Raw genomic sequence first — 24,779 nt, 5'->3', positions numbered from 1 at the left:
GTATACAAACTTAGTATGTGAGGAAGCCATGGACTTAATTAATTTTAAAGTGGGTTATAAAACCATTTCACTTAAGATTCTTGATATCTTATTAACGGAACAATTTCATAATAACCTCACGGTGCTGCCTAACGATAACAAGAGCTTCCTAGGCGTTAAAGATTATATGGGGATCCCAACCCCAGTATTTGACTTAGGAATAATTTTAAATGGCGTGTCTACAGAGCACAGTAACCGAGATGCGTTAAAGCAACTTAAATCTTGGCAAAAACAACTCAATACGTGGTTTAATCAATTAGAACAAGCGTTACTAAGTTCGCAAAATTCGTTAAATACGAGTCAATGTGAGCTTGCTGACTTTGAACAATTTTATATGGAATTTAAAACCGATAACGACGAATTAAAAAGTACGATGTCACGCTTTAATGAGCCGTTTAAATCACTTTTACAAAAAGTAGAAGACACTATTAAAGTACATAAACAAAAAAATAGTAAACAAGTCCTCATACAGCTTGAAATTGTAAAGCGCCATGAGCTGATCCAATTAGAGCGCTTATTTGAATCAGCCAAAGAGCAAATAACCTTAGACTATAAACCGATTATTGTTTTTACAACAAAAGATGGAATGACCCCGCATGTTGGCTTATTAGTTGATAAAGTAGAAGATAATATTGAATATAAACAAGAAGATATAAAACCTCTCGATAAGTTGACTGAAATAGGCTTTGATATTGATCCACAAACAAGAAATATGATGCATGGATTAATTAAGCTAGCCGATAAACACAGCGTACTTATTGATCCAAGCGCTATATTTAAACCCAAAGAGCTTCAAACCTCTAGCAACGCACAAGAGCAAGAGACTGAAGCCTATGGACTGTTCTAAGCTAATTATTTGTATAAACAATACTAACGAACAACAGTGCAGTTAGTGTGTTTTTGGCTATGAATATTTTTCTTTAACCTCAGGCCTTTCATCTAATTTTGGAACGTTTAAAAAAGCCCGACTCAGTGAGTCGGGCTTTCTAAATTTGGAGCCATGGTGCGCTACTTCGTAGCAACAACGCAGTAGAATATCGTGGTGTCAGCTCTGATCAACTCTCTTCCTTTAACCTAATACCTTTCACCTCGAACCTGCATTTTCACTTTTCTGCAGACGTAAAAAAACCCGACTATTTCTAGTCGGGCTTTCTCTTATTTGGAGCCTGGTAATGTCCTACTTTCACATAGCAAATGCTACACTATCATCGGCGCTGTTTCGTTTCACTACTGAGTTCGGCATGGGGTCAGGTGGGTCCAAAACGCTATTGTCACCAAGCAAATTTGGTGTAAGGTCGATTTAATCGAGCTTACTAAAATTTGGAATTCTGATAATAAAGAGTATCGTAAATCTACTTTAGTCATATTAACTTCTGCGCTTAAACTATCACATAAAACGCGTTTGGCGTTGTATGGTTAAGCCTCACGGGTAATTAGTACAAGTTAGCTTAATGGCTCACACCACTTCCACATCTTGCCTATCAACGTTGTAGTCTTCAACGGCCCTTCAGAGACTTTAAAAGTCTAGTGAGAACTCATCTCGAGGCCTGCTTCGCGCTTAGATGCTTTCAGCGCTTATCAGTTCCGAACGTAGCTACCGGGCAATGCCATTGGCATGACAACCCGAACACCAGCGGTTCGTTCACTCCGGTCCTCTCGTACTAGGAGCAACCCCTCTCAATTCTCAAACGCCCACGGCAGATAGGGACCGAACTGTCTCACGACGTTCTAAACCCAGCTCGCGTACCACTTTAAATGGCGAACAGCCATACCCTTGGGACCGACTTCAGCCCCAGGATGTGATGAGCCGACATCGAGGTGCCAAACACCGCCGTCGATATGAACTCTTGGGCGGTATCAGCCTGTTATCCCCGGAGTACCTTTTATCCGTTGAGCGATGGCCCTTCCATTCAGAACCACCGGATCACTATGACCTACTTTCGTACCTGCTCGACGTGTCTGTCTCGCAGTTAAGCTGGCTTCTACCATTACACTAACCGTACGATGTCCGACCGTACTTAGCCAACCTTCGTGCTCCTCCGTTACTCTTTGGGAGGAGACCGCCCCAGTCAAACTACCCACCAGGCACTGTCCGTAACCCCGATTCAGGGGCCAACGTTAGAACATCAAAACTACAAGGGTGGTATTTCAAGGACGACTCCACAAAAACTAGCGTCTCTGCTTCTAAGTCTCCCACCTATCCTACACATGTAGGTTCAATGTTCAGTGCCAAGCTGTAGTAAAGGTTCACGGGGTCTTTCCGTCTAGCCGCGGGTACACAGCATCTTCACTGCGATTTCAATTTCACTGAGTCTCGGGTGGAGACAGCGTGGCCATGGTTACACCATTCGTGCAGGTCGGAACTTACCCGACAAGGAATTTCGCTACCTTAGGACCGTTATAGTTACGGCCGCCGTTTACCGGGGCTTCGATCAAGAGCTTCTCCGAAGATAACCCCATCAATTAACCTTCCGGCACCGGGCAGGTGTCACACCGTATACGTCATCTTGCGATTTTGCACAGTGCTGTGTTTTTAATAAACAGTCCCAGCCACCTGGTCACTGCGGCTCCAATCAGCTTAGGGAGCAAGTCCCATCACCAATCGGAGCGTACCTTCTCCCGAAGTTACGGTACGATTTTGCCTAGTTCCTTCACCCGAGTTCTCTCAAGCGCCTTAGTATTCTCTACCTGACCACCTGTGTCGGTTTGGGGTACGATTCGGTATAATCTGAAGCTTAGAGGCTTTTCCTGGAAGTATGGCATCAGCAACTTCATCACCTTGGTGACTCGTCTCGTGTCTCAGCCTAACAGCAACCCGGATTTACCTAAGTCACTAGCCTACACACTTTCACATGGACTACCATCGCCATGCTTGCTTAGCCTGCTCCGTCCCCCCATCGCAATTATACCAAGTACGGAAATATTAATCCGTTTCCCATCGACTACGCCTTTCGGCCTCGCCTTAGGGGTCGACTTACCCTACCCTGATTAACATGGGATAGGAACCCTTGGTCTTCCGGCGTGCGGGTTTTTCACCCGCATTATCGTTACTCATGTCAGCATTCGCACTTCTGATACGTCCAGCATACCTCCCGGTACACCTTCAACCGCTTACAGAACGCTCCCCTACCACTCAAAATAAATTTTGAATCCGCAGCTTCGGTGCATAGTTTAGCCCCGTTACATCTTCCGCGCAGACCGACTCGACCAGTGAGCTATTACGCTTTCTTTAAAGGATGGCTGCTTCTAAGCCAACCTCCTGGCTGTCTGGGCCTTTCCACATCGTTTCCCACTTAACTATGACTTTGGGACCTTAGCTGGCGGTCTGGGTTGTTTCCCTCTTCACGACGGACGTTAGCACCCGCCGTGTGTCTCCCGGATATTACTTTACGGTATTCGGAGTTTGCAAAGGGTTGGTAAGTCGGGATGACCCCCTAGCCTTAACAGTGCTCTACCCCCGTAAGTATTCGTCCGAGGCTCTACCTAAATAGATTTCGGGGAGAACCAGCTATCTCCCGGTTTGATTAGCCTTTCACTCCTAACCACAGGTCATCCCCTAACTTTTCAACGTTAGTGGGTTCGGTCCTCCAGTTGATGTTACTCAACCTTCAACCTGCCCATGGCTAGATCACCGGGTTTCGGGTCTATACCTTGCAACTATTCGCCCAGTTAAGACTCGGTTTCCCTACGGCTACCCTAATCGGTTAACCTCGCTACAAAATATAAGTCGCTGACCCATTATACAAAAGGTACGCAGTCACCCAACAAGTGGGCTCCTACTGCTTGTACGTACACGGTTTCAGGTTCTATTTCACTCCCCTCACAGGGGTTCTTTTCGCCTTTCCCTCACGGTACTGGTTCACTATCGGTCAGTTGGGAGTATTTAGCCTTAGATGATGGTCCACCTATATTCAGTCAAAGTTTCACGTGCTCCGACCTACTCGATTTCACTTAAAATGCGTTTTCATGTACGGGACTATCACCCTGTATCGTGGCACTTTCCAGAGCCTTCCATTAACACATAATAAGCTTAAGGGCTGTTCCGATTTCGCTCGCCGCTACTATCGGAATCTCGGTTGATTTCTTTTCCTACGGGTACTTAGATGTTTCAGTTCTCCGCGTTCGCCTCGTTAACCTATGTATTCAGTTAACGATACCTGCAAGCAGGTGGGTTTCCCCATTCGGAAATCCTAGTCTCAAGTGCTTTTTACTAGCTTGACTAGGCTTATCGCAAGTTAATACGTCCTTCATCGCCTCCAACTGCCAAGGCATCCACCGTGTACGCTTAGTCACTTAACCATACAACCCAAACGGGTCTTTGTTGTGTGACAGTTTAACTTCGCCAGAAGTTAATATTGAATACTAAAGTAGATACCAATCAATAAACGTAAACGTTCATTAAATGGCACTGAATGATACTGCTATCATTCTTTTTTACTTTTGAAAACTCTGTACAAATACACTGTATTCATACGAATTTTATTATCAGCTTTTCCAAATTTTTAAAGAGCATATTAATTAGTTAAGCCAGTGGCTTAGCTAACTAACAATCATCTGTGTGGACACTACGAACAAATAAGTTCTAAATCGTATAAGGAGGTGATCCAGCCCCAGGTTCCCCTAGGGCTACCTTGTTACGACTTCACCCCAGTCATGAATCACTCCGTGGTAAACGTCCTCCCGAGGGTTAGACTATCTACTTCTGGAGCAACCCACTCCCATGGTGTGACGGGCGGTGTGTACAAGGCCCGGGAACGTATTCACCGCGTCATTCTGATACGCGATTACTAGCGATTCCGACTTCATGGAGTCGAGTTGCAGACTCCAATCCGGACTACGACGCACTTTAAGTGATTCGCTTACTCTCGCGAGTTCGCAGCACTCTGTATGCGCCATTGTAGCACGTGTGTAGCCCTACACGTAAGGGCCATGATGACTTGACGTCGTCCCCACCTTCCTCCGGTTTATCACCGGCAGTCTCCTTAGAGTTCTCAGCATTACCTGCTAGCAACTAAGGATAGGGGTTGCGCTCGTTGCGGGACTTAACCCAACATCTCACAACACGAGCTGACGACAGCCATGCAGCACCTGTATCAGAGTTCCCGAAGGCACCAAACCATCTCTGGTAAGTTCTCTGTATGTCAAGTGTAGGTAAGGTTCTTCGCGTTGCATCGAATTAAACCACATGCTCCACCGCTTGTGCGGGCCCCCGTCAATTCATTTGAGTTTTAACCTTGCGGCCGTACTCCCCAGGCGGTCTACTTAATGCGTTAGCTTTGAAAAACAGAACCGAGGTTCCGAGCTTCTAGTAGACATCGTTTACGGCGTGGACTACCAGGGTATCTAATCCTGTTTGCTCCCCACGCTTTCGTACATGAGCGTCAGTGTTGACCCAGGTGGCTGCCTTCGCCATCGGTATTCCTTCAGATCTCTACGCATTTCACCGCTACACCTGAAATTCTACCACCCTCTATCACACTCTAGTTTGCCAGTTCGAAATGCAGTTCCCAGGTTGAGCCCGGGGCTTTCACATCTCGCTTAACAAACCGCCTGCGTACGCTTTACGCCCAGTAATTCCGATTAACGCTCGCACCCTCCGTATTACCGCGGCTGCTGGCACGGAGTTAGCCGGTGCTTCTTCTGTCAGTAACGTCACAGCTAGCAGGTATTAACTACTAACCTTTCCTCCTGACTGAAAGTGCTTTACAACCCGAAGGCCTTCTTCACACACGCGGCATGGCTGCATCAGGCTTGCGCCCATTGTGCAATATTCCCCACTGCTGCCTCCCGTAGGAGTCTGGGCCGTGTCTCAGTCCCAGTGTGGCTGATCATCCTCTCAAACCACTCTAGGGATCGTCGCCTTGGTGAGCCATTACCTCACCAACTAGCTAATCCCACTTGGGCCAATCTAAAGGCGAGAGCCGAAGCCCCCTTTGGTCCGTAGACATTATGCGGTATTAGCAGTCGTTTCCAACTGTTGTCCCCCACCTCAAGGCATGTTCCCAAGCATTACTCACCCGTCCGCCGCTCGTCATCTTCTAGCAAGCTAGAAATGTTACCGCTCGACTTGCATGTGTTAGGCCTGCCGCCAGCGTTCAATCTGAGCCATGATCAAACTCTTCAATTAAAAAGTTTTTTGTCTTTCGACAGCTCAATGAATTCTGAATTTATTTAATATCTTTCGATATTGAATTGACTGTGCTGAATAATTACCTAAGTAACTATTCTGTTGGTCACTCAGTTCAATTGAGACTCTAAATTTGCTTGCCTCACTACCTAAGTAGCTTGGCTGTTAGAACTCAATCTGTACGAGTGCCCACACAGATGATTGCTTTATATTGTTAAAGAACGTTGCGATTAAAGCGCTTAACTTTATCTCGCTAGGGCTGCGCATATTACGCTTTCCTATTTTTTTGTCAACACTTAATTTTGTTAAACTTGAAAGTTTTCGAAACTAAGTTTTACTCGACTCACTGAGTAGCTCGTGCCTCGCTATGCGTTGCGCTCTGCCGTCTCAGTGGGGTCGCATTATAGGGAGATCCGAAAACAGATCAACCCTTTTTTGAAGAAAACTTGAAATAAATGACTGTTCGAACAAAATTACAACTAAACGCTCATTTTAACCACTAAAAACTGTGGTAAAGAGCGGTTTAACTAGTTTACTTTAAGTTTCCAACCACATTTTTTCTGATACTTAATCTCTTGATTTAGCTCACTTGCCATTAATGGGTGTTTTTTTAACCAATCGTTTTCAAATTGAATAGCTAACTCTTCATTTTCAGCTGTTATCTTAAAGTTAGGCAAGACATCATCTTGGCGGCGCATAGATAAAATAACGGCAACACGTAATAGTCGAACGATATACGTTGCAACGTTACTGTGCGCACCTAAATGATCTAAACATCCTTTTTGAAGGTCTGAACGATGGCTGTTGGCAATCGCAACGATCACTTTGTGTTCTGATTGCGAAAAACCTGGCATATCGGTATTTTCTAAAATGTAAGCGGTATGTTTGTGGTATTGCTTGTACTCTATTAATAAACCAATCTCATGAAGTTGCGCCACCGCATTTAAAAGCGGTAATCCACTTAATGCTTCTATCGGCCAATAGTGATTAACCTCGCTAGCTAATTGTAAAGCTAAGCCGGATACTCGCGATGCTTGCTTTTGATCCACATGATAACGATTCATAAAACCATCAATAGTACGTTTACGAATGTCGTTATTATGCAGTTCCGGTAGCATGCTATATAAAACACCTTCACGAAGTGCGCCACCCGCCAATCCCATTTGTTCTATTTCTAGTGACTCAAACAGTGCAATTAAGATAGCCAGCCCAGATACAAACACTAAACGTCGCTCTTCACTTAACCCTGGCAAGTCGAGTTCAGCTATAGTCTCATAAGCAATAGATTGTTGTTTAATGGTGTATAGCTTTTCAAGGGTGAGCATTTCATTTAAATTTTGTGCCACCATTATTTCTTGAATAGCTTGTACGGTCCCTGACGCACCAGAGGCAAGTTGCCAACCAGCCGTTTTATACTCAGGTGCTATTTCATCAATAACAGTACGCGCGGCTTCAATGGCAGTATTAAAGTTTGCTTCATTTAACTGGCAATCTTTAAAGTAGCGTTCAAGGTAAGTAACACACCCTATATTAAGACTTTTATAGTGACGTGCTTCAAAGCCTTGGCCAATCACCACTTCAGTACTCGCACCACCAATATCAATAACTAGCTGTTTGCCCGCACATGAAGAAGTGTGCGCAACTCCTTTGTAAATAGTTCGCGCTTCTAGCTCACCACTAATAACATTAACTTTATGGCCTAATATTTTTTCAGCACGTAATTTAAAGTCGTCGGCGTTGGTTGCTAAACGAAGTGTTGCAGTGGCAACAATGGTGATGTTTTTCTTGGGAATATCTTGCAAACGTTCCGCAAATAAGGCCAAACACTCCCAGCCTCGTTGCATAGCCTCTAAGCTCAATAGATTATTATCATCAAGCCCAGCGGCGAGTCTTACTTTGCGTTTGACGCGACCTATTGTTTGCAAGCCACCCGCCACTGATTTGGCAATAAGCATATGAAAGCTATTTGAGCCCAAATCAATGACTGCATATACATTTTTTTGCGGTTTAAGTTGCCCCACCGTTCAAAAACCTCTAGTTACGAATACTATCAAACTAACTGTCGGTTAAGACCGTCCTTTTTGGTAACCATTATTTGGGCGACGTCCGTTGTTATTACTACGATTACGTGGACCGGTAGAAAAATTACGTTTTCTGTGAATAGTCGGCTTGGTCAAATCATCTAGCAATGCACTTTTATCGTAATGCGATAAAGGGATGCTGTGCTCGATGTACTCTTCAATTTCATGAAGGTTATAAGCATACTGCTCACACGCAAAGCTAATTGCATGACCCGAAGCGCCTGCACGAGCTGTACGACCAATACGGTGAACGTAATCTTCGCAATCATCAGGTAAGTCAAAGTTAAATACATGACTTACTTCTGGAATATGTAAACCACGCGCAGCAACATCGGTAGCCACTAAAAAGTCTAGCTCGCCTTTACTAAATTGCGCGAGTATTGATTGACGTTTCTTTTGGTTTACATCACCGGTGAGCATACCCACTCGATGTCCATCTGCTTTTAACCATGCATACACAGTTTCACAGCTGTGTTTGGTATTTGCAAAAACAATGGCTTTCTCAGGCCATTCTTCTTCAATCAAGGTTAACAACAGCTTAATTTTATCTTCTTGTGAAGGATGAAATAGCTCTTCTTGAATACGTTTACCCGTTTTTACATCGGGTTCTATTTGCACATGCTCTGGGTTTGTCATGTGTTCAAATGCAAGCTCTTGTACACGATACGACAGTGTGGCAGAGAATAATAAGTTTAAACGCTCTGATGTATCGGGCATACGACGGAACATATAACGGATATCTTTAATAAAGCCTAAATCGAACATACGATCGGCTTCATCTAGCACGACTACCTCAATTTCATTAAGGGTGTAACAGCCTTGCTTGTACAGATCTATTAGGCGACCTGTAGTACCAATTAAAATATCAACGCCTTTTTCTAGTTGTGCACGTTGTTTTTCGTAATCTTCGCCACCATATACTAAACCTAAGTTAAGATTACAGTGCGGCGCTAAAATTTTTGCATCTTTGTGTATCTGAATCGCAAGCTCCCGAGTTGGGGCCATGATCAGGGCTCTTGGATGTTTACTAGGTGCTTTGCTAGATTGTAATAACCGATGGCATGTGGCGGTTAAAAACGCCAACGTTTTGCCTGTACCTGTTTGTGCTTGGCCCGCAATATCGCGCCCTTCACAAATAAACGGTAGGCATTTAGCTTGAATGGGTGTGCAATATTCAAACCCACTTTCGGTTAACCCGGCAACCACTTCCGGTGCAATAGCAAAGTCTGAAAACTTTTTATCGGTCAAATGTGTCTTAGTCATAGCGTTTAAGCATAACGTTTAAACTTGCAATAAGAAACAAGAGTGTTTAAATACGCACTAAATATTTCGCCTAACTAAACCGGAGAGCGCAATGAGCGAGAAAATAATCCAAATTACCGACGATAGCTTTGAAGCTGACGTATTACAATCAGACAAACCTGTACTAGTAGACTTTTGGGCTGAATGGTGCGGACCGTGTAAAATGATCGCCCCAATCCTAAGCGAAGTTGCTGAGGAATTTGATGGCCGTGTAACGATTACTAAATTAAACATTGACCAAAACGCAGGTACTCCACCTAAATTTGGTATTCGTGGTATTCCTACACTACTACTTTTCAAAGATGGTCAAGTGGCTGCAACTAAAGTAGGCGCACTATCAAAAACACAATTAGTTGAGTTTTTAGAAAACAACATCTAAGTGTAAATTTATAAAAAAAGGGCGCTCAGCCCTTTTTTTATTATTTATTTTACAGAAGTACTGGACGCTGCAGTAATGACCTGCTAGTTTATAAAGCCAACTAATCCTTAGTTATATTCAACAAACCTCACTCAACGATCTAATAAAGCGATTTTGAGTATGACAACTGTAATAAAGAACCCACCAATATGCATTTACGCGAATTAAAAGACAAGTCTATAAAAGAGCTTGTAAACTTAGCTGAGTCCATGGGGCTCGAAAACGTAGCCCGCTTAAGAAAGCAAGACATTATTTTTGCTATTCTTAAATCCCATGCCAAAGGCGGAGAGAATATCTTCGGCGGTGGTGTATTAGAAATTTTGCAAGATGGTTTTGGCTTTTTAAGATCATCAGAAGCTTCTTACTTAGCTGGCCCAGATGATATTTATGTATCTCCAAGCCAAATTCGCCGTTTTAGTATGCGTACTGGCGACTCTATTTCAGGTCTTATTCGTCCGCCGAAAGATGGTGAGCGTTACTTTGCTTTACTTAAAGTAAACGAAGTTAATTTTGATAAACCTGAAAACTCTCGCACTAAAATCCTTTTTGAAAACCTGACACCACTACATGCAAACGAACGTTTTCGTATGGAACGTGGTAACGGCAGTAAAGAAGATATTACCGCACGAGTTCTTGACTTAGCGTCACCCATTGGCCGCGGCCAACGTGGTTTATTAGTAGCACCGCCAAAAGCGGGTAAAACCATGTTGCTACAAAATATTGCGCAATCAATCACACATAACCACCCTGATGTTACATTAATGGTTTTACTTATTGATGAACGTCCGGAAGAAGTGACTGAGATGCAACGCCTAGTAAAAGGTGAAGTTATTGCATCAACATTCGATGAACCAGCATCTCGCCATGTACAGGTTGCTGAAATGGTTATTGAAAAAGCAAAGCGCTTAGTTGAGCACAAAAAAGACGTGGTGATTTTACTTGATTCAATCACACGTTTAGCACGTGCTTACAACACCGTTATTCCATCATCAGGTAAAGTATTGACCGGTGGTGTAGATGCTAATGCATTACATAAGCCTAAACGTTTCTTTGGTGCTGCACGTAACGTTGAAGAAGGCGGTAGCTTAACAATTATTGCGACTGCGCTTATTGATACCGGCTCTAAAATGGATGAAGTTATCTACGAAGAGTTTAAGGGTACGGGCAACATGGAACTACACCTTAACCGTAAAATTGCGGAAAAACGTGTATTCCCAGCTATCGACTTTAACCGTTCTGGTACGCGTCGTGAAGAATTACTTACTAAGCCTGATGAGCTCCAAAAGCTGTGGATTTTACGTAAGATAGTCCATGACATGTCAGAAATTGATGCCATGGAATTTTTAATCGATAAACTATCAATGAGTAAAACCAACGATGAGTTTTTTGATTCGATGAAACGTCAGTAATCTGAACGCTGGTTAAATAAACGTTTTTAAATAAAAAAGACACCAGATGGTGTCTTTTTTATTTTTAGAGTAAATCAGCTTATCCGTATTGCTTAAGCAGTACCAGCAAGTCATTTACTAATGTTGTTAACTTTTGAGTGTTAATTTGTGACTGAAGTAATTCATCATCTAGTGCTTTTGCCACTAATGCTATTTCTTTAAACTCAAACATTTGTGCCGCACCTAAAACTCGGTGGCTATCTTTTTGCAGCGATTTATAATCTCCAACTTTAAAATGCTGTTCAATTAGCTCACTTTCTGTAATCAGGCTTTGTTTAAAACTCGCTACTAAATCACTCATATCTACATGACTACTTTCTGTCGATGAATCCTCATTTGCTGAGCTTAAGTATTTAGCTAAAACAGTGTAAAAAGATTCTTTGTCTATTGGTTTTGCTAAATAATCGCTAAAACCAAGTGATAAGTAGTGATCAATCTCGTGGCTCATGGCATTGGCCGTTAACGCTAAAATAGGCTGCTCATAGCCACATTGTTTGAGTAGTTCAAACGCAGAAATACCATCCATAACGGGCATTTGAATATCTAACAGCACCAAATCCGGATACAACTTTAAACTTTGCTCTACGGCTTGCTCACCATTTTCAACGGCAATCACTTCAAGTCCTAGGGAGTGTAAATAACGACTGATCAGTTTGCGGTTATCACTGTGATCCTCAGCAAGCACCACCTTACCTGATAACAACCTATGCCCTGCAGCCGATTTAGCCTGCATATCATCGTGGCAAACTTGCTCTTCAACTTGTATACAAGGCAAATAGAACGAAAACTCACTGCCCTTTTTAAACTCACTCTGCACGCTAATATAGCCACCCATCATCGCTGCTAACTGCTGCGACAAACTCAAGCCCAAACCGGTACCGCCAAAACGTCGGCTAATGCTGTTATCTGCTTGACTAAAGCATTCAAAAATAAGCTTAAGCTGTGAGGAGCTCATACCAATTCCGGTATCTTGAATACAAAAGAGCAGCCCTTGATCCGTTTTGCTAACAGCAATTGTTACGTGCCCCTTATGAGTAAACTTAATGGCATTGGCGCATAAATTAATAAGTATTTGTTTTACTCGAGTTAAATCTAGCCGCGTAAAATAGGTATCACCTAACTGACTCTCTAATATCAGTGACAAGCCTTTCGCTTTAGTTTGTGGAGAAAACATAGCATGAACATCGTTGATCAATCGCACCATATCAAAACAGCTAATGTTAAGTTCTAGCCTGTTTGCTTCGATTTTACTTAAATCAAGCACATCATTAATCAGGCTTCTTAAATGCTCACTTTGTCGTTGTATTACCCTAAGCTCATCTTGTAATTGCTCAGCCTTATACTGACCACTAATAAGATCATCTGTTTGCGCCAAAATAGCGGTTAATGGCGTTCTAATTTCATGGCTTATATTCGCTAAAAACTGGCCTTTAACCTCGTTAGCTTCACGCAGTTCTTGCGCCACACTTTGCAGCTCTTTGGTGCGCTGTTCAACTTGCTCACTCAGCTTTAACTTCGCTTGTTTTTCTGTTCGGCGTTTATAAACAGCAATTACTGTAATTAAAATCAATATGGCAACAATCACCAATAAGAACGTCAGCTGTGAACGTTTAGCTATTTGTAATTCTTGTAAGTATTGTTGCTGTTTTAATTGTTTAATTTCTTGGTTTAGCTGATTTGATTCAAACTGAATTTGAAATTGACTGACCGCTTTTGAGGCTTCTTCGGTATTAACACTGCGCTGATAATCAACATACTGTTGATGCAAACTTAACGCTTTTTCATAATCCCCTAAGCTAGCATGGATAAGCGCTTCAACCCCCAAACCGTCTTTTATGCGCATGCCATTATTATACTCTTTGGCAAGCGTAATTGAACGCTCTGAGGTTTCTTTGGCATTTTCTGTATCGCCTTGCACAAATTGAACAGTCGATAACACGTGTAAGGCAGCCGCTAGTAACGACTTATTATCAGCCTCAAGTGCAAACTGTTGCCCTGCATTAGCATGATATAACGCGACATCAAATTTATTTAATTTAAGATTAATTGTGGCTAAATTGGTGTGCTTAGTCGAAAGCTGAAAGGCGTTATTAACACTTTGATAGTAGCGCAAAGCTAATTGGTTGTAATGCAACGCTAACTGGTACTGCCTCGATTCAGTGTACGCCACACCCATGTTACCGTATACCTGTGCAACCCCATCGTCATCACCAAGCTCTTGAAAAACTTTTAAAACCTCACGATACATCTCAAGCGCGGACTCATACCGAGAGAGACGAATATAAATACCGGCAATATTATGTAATATATCGGCTTTATCTTGTGCGCTCCCCTCTTTTTCATAAATGACTTTGGCTTGCTGATAATAGTCGAGGGCTAGCTCCATGTTATACATATCAAAGTAAGCGAGCCCAATATTACTGAGTAAGTTAGCCTGTTTAATCGGGCTTTTAAGGGTAATGGCAATGTTTAACGCGCGATTATAATCAACGACCGCTTGTTGCACTAACCCTTGATAATAAAGCACCACGCCTTGCATTTTAATTGCACGAAAATAAAGTTTTGGCTGTTCTTTGAGGGTGCTATTCGCCTCTAGTAATTTAAAATACTTTAGTGCATTAGCTAAATCACTCTGTGTAAACGCCAGCTCCGCTAAGTCACTGTAAATGGTCACGCGTTGTAAATTTGGAAGATCAGGGTTAGCTAATATGTCTGTTGCAAGGCGGTGCTTTTTAGTCCATGTTTGCTCAAGATCGAACTGCTCAAGCAAACTTGTCTGCTCATTGGATAAAGCGTCGTTTGATGCACCACTCAGTACAACCAAAAGACCAATAAAGCAGATGCGCTTTAACCGAGTCAGCATAAAAATATCCTTTAATCCTTGCTAGCCATAATAAAATGACACCCAAACAATATGTAAACATCTAATTTAGACCAATATAAAACAGGCATTCACGCCCACTCCTTGGGGTTTAATGTTACTTAGGTGTATGATAATTTGTTCAAGATACACCAATTAATAGATTGTAAACAATGCTTAACCCACTGATAGATGAGATTTTTGAACTATTAATCAATAATAAAGTGTGGATGGTTCATACTTTAGCATCGGAACTAAAAGAACGTGGGTTACTTGATACCTTAGCAGCTGATCCTGGGCGTGATTTATTTAAACGTAATTTTTTAATTATGAATGCACTTTTTCAGTTACAGCAGCAAGTTATGCCAAAACAGCAGCTACTGATTAAAAGTTTACATATTGAGCTGGTAAGCGACCCTCGCCAAAACCAACTTCACCCAAACGATCCGCTGCGTGACTACTACTTAAACTGGCAAAACTTTGAAACATCAACAGCAGAAATTAACGCATTATTAGATAGCTTTTGGCAACGTTTCAGTAAGCCTAAACAACATGAAGCGCCTTTAAGTGCTCAGCAACATCAGCAATTAATCGCTCGCTGGCAATTAGTACAACCAATTACCTTAAAAACATTACAAAAGCGTTGGCGACAACTAGCCGTTCAGCATCATCCAGACAAACAAGGGGGTGATAATGAAGTGTTTAAACAATTAAAAATGGAATATGAGCAACTCAAGGCGAGCTGCTCATCTTAAAACGTAAAACTAGCGCGTCAGGCGACGAGCACGGATTTTACGCCCTTTAATATTGCCTTCGGTTAATTTACGTAACGCGGGTTTAGATGAGTTACGCTCTACCGCGACAAAAGCCACGTTATCAAGTACATTAATTTTACCCACTTGGCGCCCTGCTATACCATCTTTACCTGTTAATGCCCCTAAGATATCACCCGCGCGCACTTTTTGCTTTTTGCCTGCATCTATCATCAATGTCACCATTTCAGGTTTGTATGGAGGCTTATCTAATAGGTTATAAGATGGCATTGGCTCAGGGGTAAAATCACGCTCATAGTGGTCACCAATTTGCGCTACTTTAAATTGCTCAGCATCACCGTAAATAGAACACGCAATGCCTTTTTTGCCCGCTCGCCCGGTACGCCCTACACGGTGAACATGCGTTTGTGGATCATGCGCTAAGTGATAGTTAATTACCATGTCCATATCATCAATATCTAAGCCGCGTGCTGCTACATCGGTTGCCACTAAAATAGACGCACTCTTATTGGCAAAATGAATCAGTGTACGCTCACGGTCACGCTGCTCTAAATCGCCATGCAATGCAACGGCGCTGAAGCCTTCATCGGCTAAATCATCACATACTTGCTGTGTTTCTACCTTGGTATTACAAAACACCACACAACTTTGTGGGGTAAATTTAAGTAATAGTAATTTAAGGGTTGGATAACGTTGCTTATTATTATCCATTTTATAGAAGTATTGCTTGATAGTGCTTTTTTCTTGCTGCTCTTCTACTTTAATCATTTCAGGGTTGCTCAGAACACGCTTTGCAATGGCTTCTATTGATTTTGGAAAAGTCGCGCTAAATAACAATGTTTGACGATTTGTTGGAATACACTCAATTATGGCATCGAGGGTGTCTTGAAAACCCATATCAAGCATTTGGTCAGCTTCATCAAGTACCAGCGTTTCAACATCATCTAAGCGCAATGTACCTTTACGAATATGGTCGTCAACTCGCCCTGGTGTACCTACAATAATATGCGCACCATGTTCAAGTGAGCCAATTTGAGGACCAATTGATACCCCGCCACACAAAGTTAAAATTTTAATATTATGAATACCGCGTGCTAATTTGCGCATTTCAACCGCTACCTGCTCTGCAAGCTCACGGGTTGGGCACAGCACTAACGACTGAATACGAAAGCGTTTAACATTCAGCTTGGCTAAAACGCCTAGACTAAATGCCGCTGTTTTACCTGAGCCTGTTTTAGCTTGGGCAATAATATCTTTACCACTTAAAACAGGAGGCAGGCTTTGTGCCTGTACAGGAGTCATTTGGGTGTAGCCGAGTGTTGATAAATTATCAACTAACCCAGAAGGTAAGGCCAACGATGAAAAAGCAGTTGCAGTCACAGTAAATTCCATAGCAAAAAAATAACTTGAGAAAAGTCTCAATAAATATGCGGCTAATAATAGCAGATTTAACAATTAGCAACCATTAACAACGCACGATAAAAAGTGCAAATAAAGATATTGCAAATGATAGTTATTTTCATTAAGATCTGCGACGTTTTACTATTCTAATAACTCTAAGCCGGAAGCTACTAATGAAACTTAACCCACTTTTTATCGCACTTTTAGCCAGTACCTCTGCAAATGTATTCGCTAACACCGCAAATATAGAGCGCATTGAAGTAAAAGGCAGTTACTTCAACGACTACAAAGTAGATAATGCCAGTGGGGCAATGAGAACCTCAACCTCATTACTCGATACCGCACAATCAGTCACTGTTATTACAGATACAATTGTAAATGAGCAACTAGCAACCACCTTAGGTGAAGTACTAAGTAACGATGCGAGTTTAACGCCAGGATCTAAGCAACGTAATCGTGAAGTATTTAACTTACGTGGTTTTGAGTTAAGTTCATCAACCGGCTACCTGCGTGATGGCCACCAGCATTGGTCGCACTATCAACAACCCATTGAAATTTTAGAGCAAGTTGAAGTAATTAAAGGACCATCGAGTATTTTGTACGGCCAATCGGGCCCTGGCGGCTTAGTAAATATGGTGACCAAAAAGCCAACCGCACAAACGTTATTTAATGCCAGTGCCGATGTCGATCAACATGGCTCAACTCGCTTTATGCTTGATGCTGGCGGCGCATTGACTGAAGCTGAAGATTTACGTGCCCGTGGCGTATTAGTAAAACAAGATGTTGAATATTGGCGTGAGTATCAAAACGGTGATAACCGCGAACGCGATCGTTTTTTAGGTGCATTAGTGGTTGATTACGATATTAGCGATAATGCCTTAGTACGTGTTCACTATGACCGTACCGATGACGAAGCAGGTCTGGATACGGGGGCTTGGATCGATAATGATGCTAATATCATTGGTAACGATAAAACAATTCGTGACATGTCTTGGGCCTTTACCGACATCACCGTTGAAAACATGGGCATTGATTTTAATGTATTTTTAGCCGATAACTGGCAAGTAAAACTTGGCTACAATGAACAAACATTTGAGCGCCAGCGTTTTGAGTCAGCACCACGTAAGCCAAGTGACTTTATCGAAGGCGATAGTTATCAGTCACGCCCTTACGATCGCTTTGATGATTGGCAATTTAAAACTGCTTTTATCGACTTTATTGGCGAATTTGAAACCGTGGGTGTGCATCATCAATTATTAATAGGCGCTAATTCACTGGATTATTACTACGGCCAATTACGCACATCTGCTGATGCAATTAATTTTTCTGCCGGTCAAAATGAGCCTAATCGCCCTAATATAAGTTACAAATCAGATGATACTATTAGCTCATCTGCCTACGATTACTACGGGATTTATATTCAAGATTTGATTTCGTTCTCGCCTAAATGGCAACTATCACTGGGTGGTCGTTACGATAAACAAAGTAAAGAAAACAGCAATAACGAATCGTTCGTACCTAAGGTCGGCGTACTTTACCATCCAAATGCATCAGCAACCGTATACGCAAGTTACTCGGAAGGATTTGAGCCGCAAAACGAAACATTAGAAAATGAAAATGATGTTAATAATGGCATGAAACTCGATGCCATTACCTCTGAGCAACGAGAAGTTGGGGTTAAATGGCAACTGTTTGATGATCGATTAATGCTTAGCGGCGCCCTATTTGATATTAGTAAAACAGGCACCTTAGTGAGCGAAAATCTGATTAACCCTATTGGTGATATAACCAGTATAACCACGCAAGCAGGTGAACAACGCCATAAAGGCTTTGAACTTTCTGCACAAGGTGCTGCTACCGATCGTTTATTTGTTATGGCATCAACCATGTATTTAGATGCTAACTATGAACGAGATGAAGAATTAGAAGGTAAGCGCCCAACCGATGCGCCAAAGTGGTCAGCCTCACTTTGGACCCGTTATGAACTCAACGACGCCATTGCTTTTAATGCCGGCGCTTTTTATGAAGGTGAACGTTTTGCCGATAATGCCAATACAGTAACAAAACAGGGATATACCCGTGTTGATGTTGGCGCAACATACGCACTTAAGGTAAGTAATACAGATATTAACCTGCGTTTAAACATTGAAAACTTATTCGATAAAAACTACCTAGCCGGTGGTGGATTAAATAACGTGACGGTAGGTGAAGGCACAAACGTGCGTTTAGCAGCGCAATTTAGCTTTTAAATACAAACTTTAAAAACCCATAGCCCACCTCAATTTGAGGTGGGCTTTTTTTTGAACTGACTTTTGAACCCACTGAATAGCCTACTCATCTCATCTATTTTTTATCCTGTTTGTTACATGCTTTAATGGTGTTAATCATTACAAAGGCTCTCTGAATATGAAACAATTGCTCACAGCACTCCTATTTACCACCAGCATGACGGTAAGCGCCAACAACAGTGAATTCACTACAAAACAGCTACAACAAGTAGATGAGGTGCGCACCACCGCCCTTAAAAGTGATTTAAGCTATCAATTACTAGAATCACTCACCACTGAAATAGGCCCGCGCCTACCAGGCACCGAAAACGATAAGAAAGCCGTTGCTTGGGCAAAAGCAAAGTTTGATGAATTGGGCTTTGATAAAGTCTGGTTAGAAGAAGCAACCTTCCCTGAATGGCGTCGCTATAGCGAAAGCGGAAAAATACTCACTCCAAGCGAGCAACCTCTGCATTTAACAGCACTGGGTAACAGCATTAGTACACCCAAAGAGGGGATCAGTGCACCTGTCGTCTTATTCGAAACCCTTGACGAATTAAAAGCTGCACCGGCGAATAGCTTAAAAGGTAAAATTGCTTATATTAATTACCGTATGAACCGTGATATTGACGGCAATGGTTATGGCCCCGCGGTAAAAGCCCGTGCTACCGGAGCAATTGAAGCAGCTAAAAAAGGCGCCGTTGCCTATATGATGCGCTCAGTTAGCACTGGCCACCATCGCTTTGCACATACCGGCGGTAGCTATTATAAAGAAGGGGTAATTAAAATACCTAACGTGACTATTGCCAATCCTGATGCTGACCAAATAGCACGATTAGTCGCATTAAACAAAGACGTGTCGGTTAATATTAATGTACAAACCGAAAACCTAGGCGAGGGCACTGGTTATAACGTCATTGGCCAATTTAATGGTACTGAAAACCCTGAGCAATATGTACTTATTGGTGGACACTTAGATTCGTGGGATTTAGGTACTGGCGCTCTGGATGATGGCGCTGGCGTTGCCTTAACCATGGCAGCAGCAAAGCATATTAGTGATGTAAAACGTCCTAAGCGCAGTATTCGCGTTGTGCTTTTTGCAGCTGAAGAACTCGGCCTTTGGGGCGCAAAAGCGTATTTTGCAAAGCATAAAAATGAGCTTAATAACATTGTGGCTGCTGCAGAGTCTGACTTTGGTGCTGATGTAGTTTATGGCTTTGAATCAAATGTAAACGCAGCTTCACTGCCAGTAGTGCGCGCGATTGCCAAAGAGCTTGCGCCATTAAATATTGAATACATTGGCCAAAATGAAGCTAAAGGCGGCCCCGATCTCATCCCATTTAAAAATGCAGTTTCTGCGCCTATTTTTGAACTGGCACAAGATGGTACTGACTACTTTGATTACCACCATACAGCGGATGACACCCTTGATAAAGTAACCCCCGCTAAACTTCGTCAAAACACCGCTGCTTATGCTGTATTTGCGTTAATGGCCGCCGACGCTAAAACGACCATTAAGCCAAAAGCACGCACTAAAGAGTAACTGACATAATTACTTACAGTTTGCTGCTTTAACTAATACGCTCATTGTTTTAACTTAAAGAGAATTAAAACAGGGAGCGTATTTTCATGCTGCTTTTCAATACCAGTCAGTCTTTTCCTCATTTTACACAAGTACAGTGTTGCCCTAATTGCAAAAGTAACAGCTATCACTTAGTTAACCAAAGCCGCTTTTTGCGCTTTACTATTCTTCCTATATTTCCGATAAAGTTGAGCTATAAACGCGAGTGCTATCAATGTGGACATTGTGAGCCTACAAGCATTAAAAAGTTACCCCTGTTCGAAAAGCTAAGCCTACCCAAATACTGTATTGGGTTAGTTTTATTGCTGTGGGTATTGTTATTTTTTTACCAAAAACACCTTAATGCTGAGGCGCTAAAACAAAGTTATTTAACCAACCCCAAAGCCTACGATACCTATTTAGTAAAGGCCGATAAATTCACTCATGAACCGTGGACACTGACTAATTTAAAAGTAGCGCAAGTGCTGAGCTTTGATCAGCAATTTATAACGTTTCAGGTGAGTAATTACAGCTATAAGCGCAGCAGTGCTATAACCACAGCAATGCGTGCAAGTTTATTAGTGCAAAGAGATTACTTTTCGTCTAAAACCATCACCCTACCTCGTAATGAAATAAAACGCTTATACAAGGATGACATTATATTCGACGTGCTGCGCCCCTATGCAAATAGTTTATATGGGGGGTTTGTGATGTTTCCGCCACAGCCAAAACCTTTATATAAAGGAGTAAAGCTCGATAAAAATAATCAACAAGGAATTATGTACCACAAAGATGAGCAATACGATGAGGCGCTAGAAAGCTTTGCTCTTGCAGCGCAAACAGGTTCTCAATGGGGGCAACTAAATCTGGCGCAAATGTATCGCGACGGGCAAGGCACAGAGAAAAACGCCCCACAAGCTATTTATTGGTACAAAAAAGCCATTGCTCAAGGTAATAGCAAAGCTAAACACGAGCTTGAGCAATTATGTAAAAGTGCACAATGTGAATAATGTAAAGTAGCGCGATTACGCCGCGCTATTATGGGTTTTAAAGAGCTTAGTATAGGTTACATGCATAATAACAATAACCAAACCCGCAACCACACCAAGTAAGCCATCAAATACTAAAGGGGCTAGCATCTCACCTACCCCACCTAAAGTTGACTGGGCGTAATGTGTGATATCAATCTGCGTATGATGCAGTAACTCAACACCATGCACTAAAATTCCACCCCCCACTAAAAACATGGCGATTGTACCTGCAAAGGCTAAAAACTGCATAAGTCGGGGAGCTGCTGCAAGTAGGCCTTTACCCAGTAATTCTTTAAATTTATTCGCAGAGAGTTTTGATTGGTTAAGTAAATACAATCCTGCATCATCAAGTTTTACAATTCCAGCTACCAGCCCATAAACACCAATTGTCATGATGATGGCAATAACACTTAGCACCAGTGCTTGATTCATTAACGTAGCCCCAGCCACAGTCCCTAAGGTAATTACAATAATTTCAGCAGACAGAATAAAGTCAGTACGAATAGCACCTTTTACTTTTTGCCTTTCATATTCAACTAAATCTAACTTTTCATCATCATCTATCGTTTCCTCATGGTGAGGTAAAAAGCGAGCAAATACTTTTTCAGCGCCTTCAAAACATAAAAATAAACCACCCATCATCAAAAGTGGCGTAATTAGCCAAGGCAACCACACACTAATTAATAACGCAGCAGGGACTAATATCGCTTTATTTAAAAACGACCCTTTTGCCACCGCCCATACTACCGGCAGCTCTCTATCGGCAGTGACCCCTGTAACTTGCTGCGCATTGAGCGCCAAGTCATCTCCTAGTACGCCTGCCGTTTTTTTAGTCGCAACTTTACTCATGGTCGCAATATCATCAAGTAAGGTCGTTATATCATCAAGTAATGTTAAGAGGTTAGTGCCAGCCATGATATTCCCTAGCTAAAAATAAGAGCTTAAACATAACGTAAAGCCTTATTTTCACCAACGGTTAATTTAGCTTTGCTAAGCTCTTAATTAACCAAGCGACTAAATAAGTAAAACACAGCCTAATGAAACACTACGCCATTACTATTGCTTTAATAGCCCTGGTTGCATGCAATGAGCAACCCATTACAACAAACTACATGTGCGATAACACCGCTGCACAGCTAGATATTATTAGCAACAAACAGGCGACGCTCCGCTTTAATAAGCATGATTATTTATTAACTCATGAGGTGAGTGCCTCTGGTAGCAAATATATTAATACCAAGGTACTGTTTTGGAGTAAGGGCGAGCAAGCTATGCTAATAATTAACGGTAAAAAATATCAATGCACAAGCAATTAACCACTAACTAACAACATATTAAAAAACTTGCTACACTAACAAAAGTCTTAATACTGTTGATAAAGTTATGCATTCTATCGCTATAAAACATAAAATAATTTTAGCCTTTTCAGCTATTGGCCTGTTAATGCTCACCAGCTGCATATTTTTTTACTGGTCACTCCATCAAATCAGTACCACTAACTCGCGCATAGAAACGTTAGCGGTTCCGGTACAGCAAGCGAGTAAAGACCTGCGTTTATCGCTACTTTCAATTACTAAATTTAACGCCATTGCTTACAGCCAAACTAAACTTGATTTACTACTGCAAAATAAAAAGCAAGCACACGCAGAGCAAACACAGTTTTTTAATAAATTAGAGACGCTAAAAGCACAAGTTGCCAAGCAACAAAGTATGCAAACATTACTTGTTACTATTCATAATGACTTCACTAAACTAAACACTATAAGCAACGACATGCTTGCAGCAAAAGAGCAACGCTTTAAGGCGCAAAGTACCGCCGCAGCACTGACAGTTACCTTTAATGAACAGCTTCGCGATCTGAGTAACCAATTACTTGATATAGAGCTTATAAACGTAGCGGGCAACCAGCAATCGCTTTTAAATGCAGTTTTTGGCACAGCGACTCGAATTGATGATTTATTATTTACTCTAAACAATAATGTCAAAGGCATTGGGCAAGTAACCACCTCTGAAGATATCAATGCCCACCAACAGGACACTTCTTTTTTACTCGATAATATTCAATCTAATCTTAGTTATTTAGAGCAACAAGCCTCTCCTATTGCAAATAAGCTCAACGCCAATGAGTTAATAGCGGCGTTTAACGATTTAAGCAGCCTATTAAATAATCCTGATGGGCTGTATGCATTGCAGAACACTGTACTCAATAGCAAAGACAAGGTTGATCAGCGGTTTGAAAGTTTTCAACATGCCTTTATCATTATAGAAAATCAGCTAATTGAGCTTAATAAACTTGCAGACACGCGCTTTGACTCCCTGCAAGAGAGCGCTAAGTCAGCAATCAATACCGGCTCTAGCTTAGCTATTATTATTGCTTTTGTTTTAATTGTTTTGCTGGTTATTATTTCAGTGTTTACTACTAACGCCATGCTAAAACCACTTAAAAAGGTGAATAAAGAACTCGCACGTATAGCCTCAGGTGACTTTTCACAGCGTAGTAATCCTCTAAGTAAAGACGAATTTGGTACCCTACTGCATAATACCAATAAGCTTTGTGATGATTTAACTCACCTAATAAAAGGGATCAGTAACGACGCCTACGAACTCGATAATTCAGCCATTCAAACCAGTGAAAAAGGGCAACAAATGACCATCGTTGCTAAGCAACAGCTGGAACGCAGCGCACAAGCAACCTCATTAGCGCAACGTATGCTACAAAGCTCACAAGCCGTTTACGAACAAGCGCAGAGTACCTCAAATGAAATAACGAATGCCTCGCAGTTTGCAAATGATGTCAATGACATTGCAAACAACAATAGCCAAAGTATTGAATCTCTTTTAAGCCGCCTAGATAAAGCAGTTAGCAGCACCGAAGAGCTTGCACAATACACCAAACTGATTGGCGCTATTGTTGATACGATTAGCAGTATTGCAGAGCAAACCAATTTGCTAGCGCTTAATGCGGCCATTGAAGCAGCAAGAGCCGGTGAACATGGTCGAGGATTTGCCGTAGTGGCCGATGAAGTGCGTTCGCTCGCAGCACGAACACAAAGCTCCACTAGCGAAATAACCACCATGATCAACACACTACAACAACATACTCAGTCTACCCAAGCTGAAATAAATGATGGTCAACAACAAGCCAAACATTGTGTTGAAAACAGTACTGAACTAAATGCAGCCGTTGAGCGTATCAAAAGCACGTTAGTATCGGTCAATGCAATGAGCAAAGACATTGCCCATGCATCGCATGAACAACTTGCAAACAGCACTGATATCCAACAAATAATGGCTAAGGTAACCGATCATGCCACCTTAAATGCCGACAATGCGACGACCCTAGCAAGCGAAAGTGAAGATGTTAACCAACTTGCACACTCTTTAAAAGGTGCGGTAGAGCGCTTTAAGTTTTAAGTGCAAGTAATGACTTGGCTTGCATGAACTGGGTATAATACTTTTAACTTTTTGCTA

The 24,779-nt window shown here is 42.0% G+C and carries 14 protein-coding genes and 3 rRNA genes; 9 read left to right on the top strand and 8 right to left on the bottom strand.

Annotated features, from left to right (window positions below; genetic code table 11):
• Positions 1 to 28 precede the first annotated feature (28 nt).
• On the top strand, positions 29 to 886 hold the full coding sequence (locus PTET_RS00630) for a chemotaxis protein (protein WP_096038081.1): 858 nt from the start codon (positions 29 to 31) through the stop codon (positions 884 to 886).
• 317 nt (positions 887 to 1,203) lie between these two features.
• Here PTET_RS00630 and rrf read toward each other — a convergent pair.
• The 5 genes from rrf to rhlB form a co-directional block, all read right to left on the bottom strand.
• Positions 1,204 to 1,318 (bottom strand): 5S ribosomal RNA (gene rrf, locus PTET_RS00625).
• Positions 1,319 to 1,451: 133 nt separating this feature from the next.
• A 23S ribosomal RNA gene (locus PTET_RS00620) occupies positions 1,452 to 4,338 on the bottom strand.
• A 293-nt stretch (positions 4,339 to 4,631) separates the two neighbouring features.
• Positions 4,632 to 6,166, bottom strand: a 16S ribosomal RNA gene (locus tag PTET_RS00615).
• The 16S, 23S and 5S rRNA genes sit together here, the layout of an rRNA operon.
• Positions 6,167 to 6,693: 527 nt before the next feature.
• On the bottom strand, positions 6,694 to 8,187 hold the full coding sequence (gene gppA / locus PTET_RS00610) for a guanosine-5'-triphosphate,3'-diphosphate diphosphatase (protein WP_096038080.1): 1,494 nt from the start codon (positions 8,185 to 8,187) through the stop codon (positions 6,694 to 6,696).
• Between the two features lie 45 nt (positions 8,188 to 8,232).
• Positions 8,233 to 9,510, bottom strand: a complete 1,278-nt coding sequence (gene rhlB, locus PTET_RS00605; protein ID WP_010392673.1) for an ATP-dependent RNA helicase RhlB — start codon at positions 9,508 to 9,510, stop codon at positions 8,233 to 8,235.
• Between the two features lie 91 nt (positions 9,511 to 9,601).
• Here rhlB and trxA point away from each other — a divergent pair, with 91 nt between their 5' ends.
• Both trxA and rho read left to right on the top strand, forming a co-directional pair.
• Complete coding sequence (gene trxA, locus PTET_RS00600) at positions 9,602 to 9,928, top strand: thioredoxin TrxA (RefSeq protein ID WP_013463750.1); 327 nt, start codon at positions 9,602 to 9,604, stop codon at positions 9,926 to 9,928.
• Positions 9,929 to 10,116: 188 nt separating this feature from the next.
• Complete coding sequence (rho, locus tag PTET_RS00595) at positions 10,117 to 11,376, top strand: transcription termination factor Rho (RefSeq protein WP_013463749.1); 1,260 nt, start codon at positions 10,117 to 10,119, stop codon at positions 11,374 to 11,376.
• 79 nt (positions 11,377 to 11,455) lie between these two features.
• On the opposite strand, the gene PTET_RS00590 is transcribed toward rho, so the two are convergent.
• The gene (locus PTET_RS00590) at positions 11,456 to 14,278 is read right to left on the bottom strand and encodes a tetratricopeptide repeat protein (protein ID WP_096038079.1); all 2,823 of its coding nucleotides are present in this window, start codon (positions 14,276 to 14,278) and stop codon (positions 11,456 to 11,458) included.
• 170 nt (positions 14,279 to 14,448) lie between these two features.
• On the opposite strand from PTET_RS00590, the gene PTET_RS00585 reads away from it, so the two are divergent.
• A complete protein-coding gene (locus PTET_RS00585; RefSeq protein ID WP_096038078.1) occupies positions 14,449 to 15,030 on the top strand; it encodes a DNA-J related domain-containing protein in 582 nt (193 codons plus the stop codon).
• 9 nt (positions 15,031 to 15,039) lie between these two features.
• On the opposite strand, the gene dbpA is transcribed toward PTET_RS00585, so the two are convergent.
• Positions 15,040 to 16,428, bottom strand: coding sequence for an ATP-dependent RNA helicase DbpA (gene dbpA / locus PTET_RS00580; RefSeq protein ID WP_024601994.1), 1,389 nt, complete (start codon positions 16,426 to 16,428; stop codon positions 15,040 to 15,042).
• Between the two features lie 194 nt (positions 16,429 to 16,622).
• Between dbpA and PTET_RS00575 the strand changes: the two genes are divergently transcribed.
• The 3 genes from PTET_RS00575 (at position 16,623) to PTET_RS00565 (ending at position 21,287) form a co-directional block, all read left to right on the top strand.
• Complete coding sequence (locus tag PTET_RS00575; RefSeq protein ID WP_096038077.1) at positions 16,623 to 18,698, top strand: TonB-dependent siderophore receptor; 2,076 nt, start codon at positions 16,623 to 16,625, stop codon at positions 18,696 to 18,698.
• A 157-nt stretch (positions 18,699 to 18,855) separates the two neighbouring features.
• A complete protein-coding gene (locus PTET_RS00570; protein WP_096038076.1) occupies positions 18,856 to 20,259 on the top strand; it encodes a M20/M25/M40 family metallo-hydrolase in 1,404 nt (467 codons plus the stop codon).
• An 86-nt stretch (positions 20,260 to 20,345) separates the two neighbouring features.
• Positions 20,346 to 21,287 carry a tetratricopeptide repeat protein gene (locus PTET_RS00565; RefSeq protein ID WP_036957151.1) on the top strand — a complete coding sequence of 314 codons (942 nt, stop codon included), beginning with the start codon at positions 20,346 to 20,348 and terminating at the stop codon, positions 21,285 to 21,287.
• A gap of 15 nt (positions 21,288 to 21,302) precedes the next feature.
• Here the strand turns inward: PTET_RS00565 and PTET_RS00560 are convergent, their stop codons facing one another.
• Complete coding sequence (locus tag PTET_RS00560; RefSeq protein ID WP_036957149.1) at positions 21,303 to 22,223, bottom strand: DUF808 domain-containing protein; 921 nt, start codon at positions 22,221 to 22,223, stop codon at positions 21,303 to 21,305.
• A gap of 122 nt (positions 22,224 to 22,345) precedes the next feature.
• On the opposite strand from PTET_RS00560, the gene PTET_RS00555 reads away from it, so the two are divergent.
• Together PTET_RS00555 and PTET_RS00550 are read left to right on the top strand one after the other, a co-directional pair.
• Positions 22,346 to 22,624 carry an MliC family protein gene (locus tag PTET_RS00555; protein WP_013463741.1) on the top strand — a complete coding sequence of 93 codons (279 nt, stop codon included), beginning with the start codon at positions 22,346 to 22,348 and terminating at the stop codon, positions 22,622 to 22,624.
• A 67-nt stretch (positions 22,625 to 22,691) separates the two neighbouring features.
• Positions 22,692 to 24,722 carry a methyl-accepting chemotaxis protein gene (locus tag PTET_RS00550; protein ID WP_036957146.1) on the top strand — a complete coding sequence of 677 codons (2,031 nt, stop codon included), beginning with the start codon at positions 22,692 to 22,694 and terminating at the stop codon, positions 24,720 to 24,722.
• Positions 24,723 to 24,779: the final 57 nt, after the last annotated feature.

Source organism: Pseudoalteromonas tetraodonis (assembly GCF_002310835.1).
Taxonomy (GTDB): domain Bacteria; phylum Pseudomonadota; class Gammaproteobacteria; order Enterobacterales; family Alteromonadaceae; genus Pseudoalteromonas; species Pseudoalteromonas tetraodonis.
Note: the sequence above shows the minus strand (reverse complement) of the source record. Positions and strands in the feature narration are given on the sequence as shown.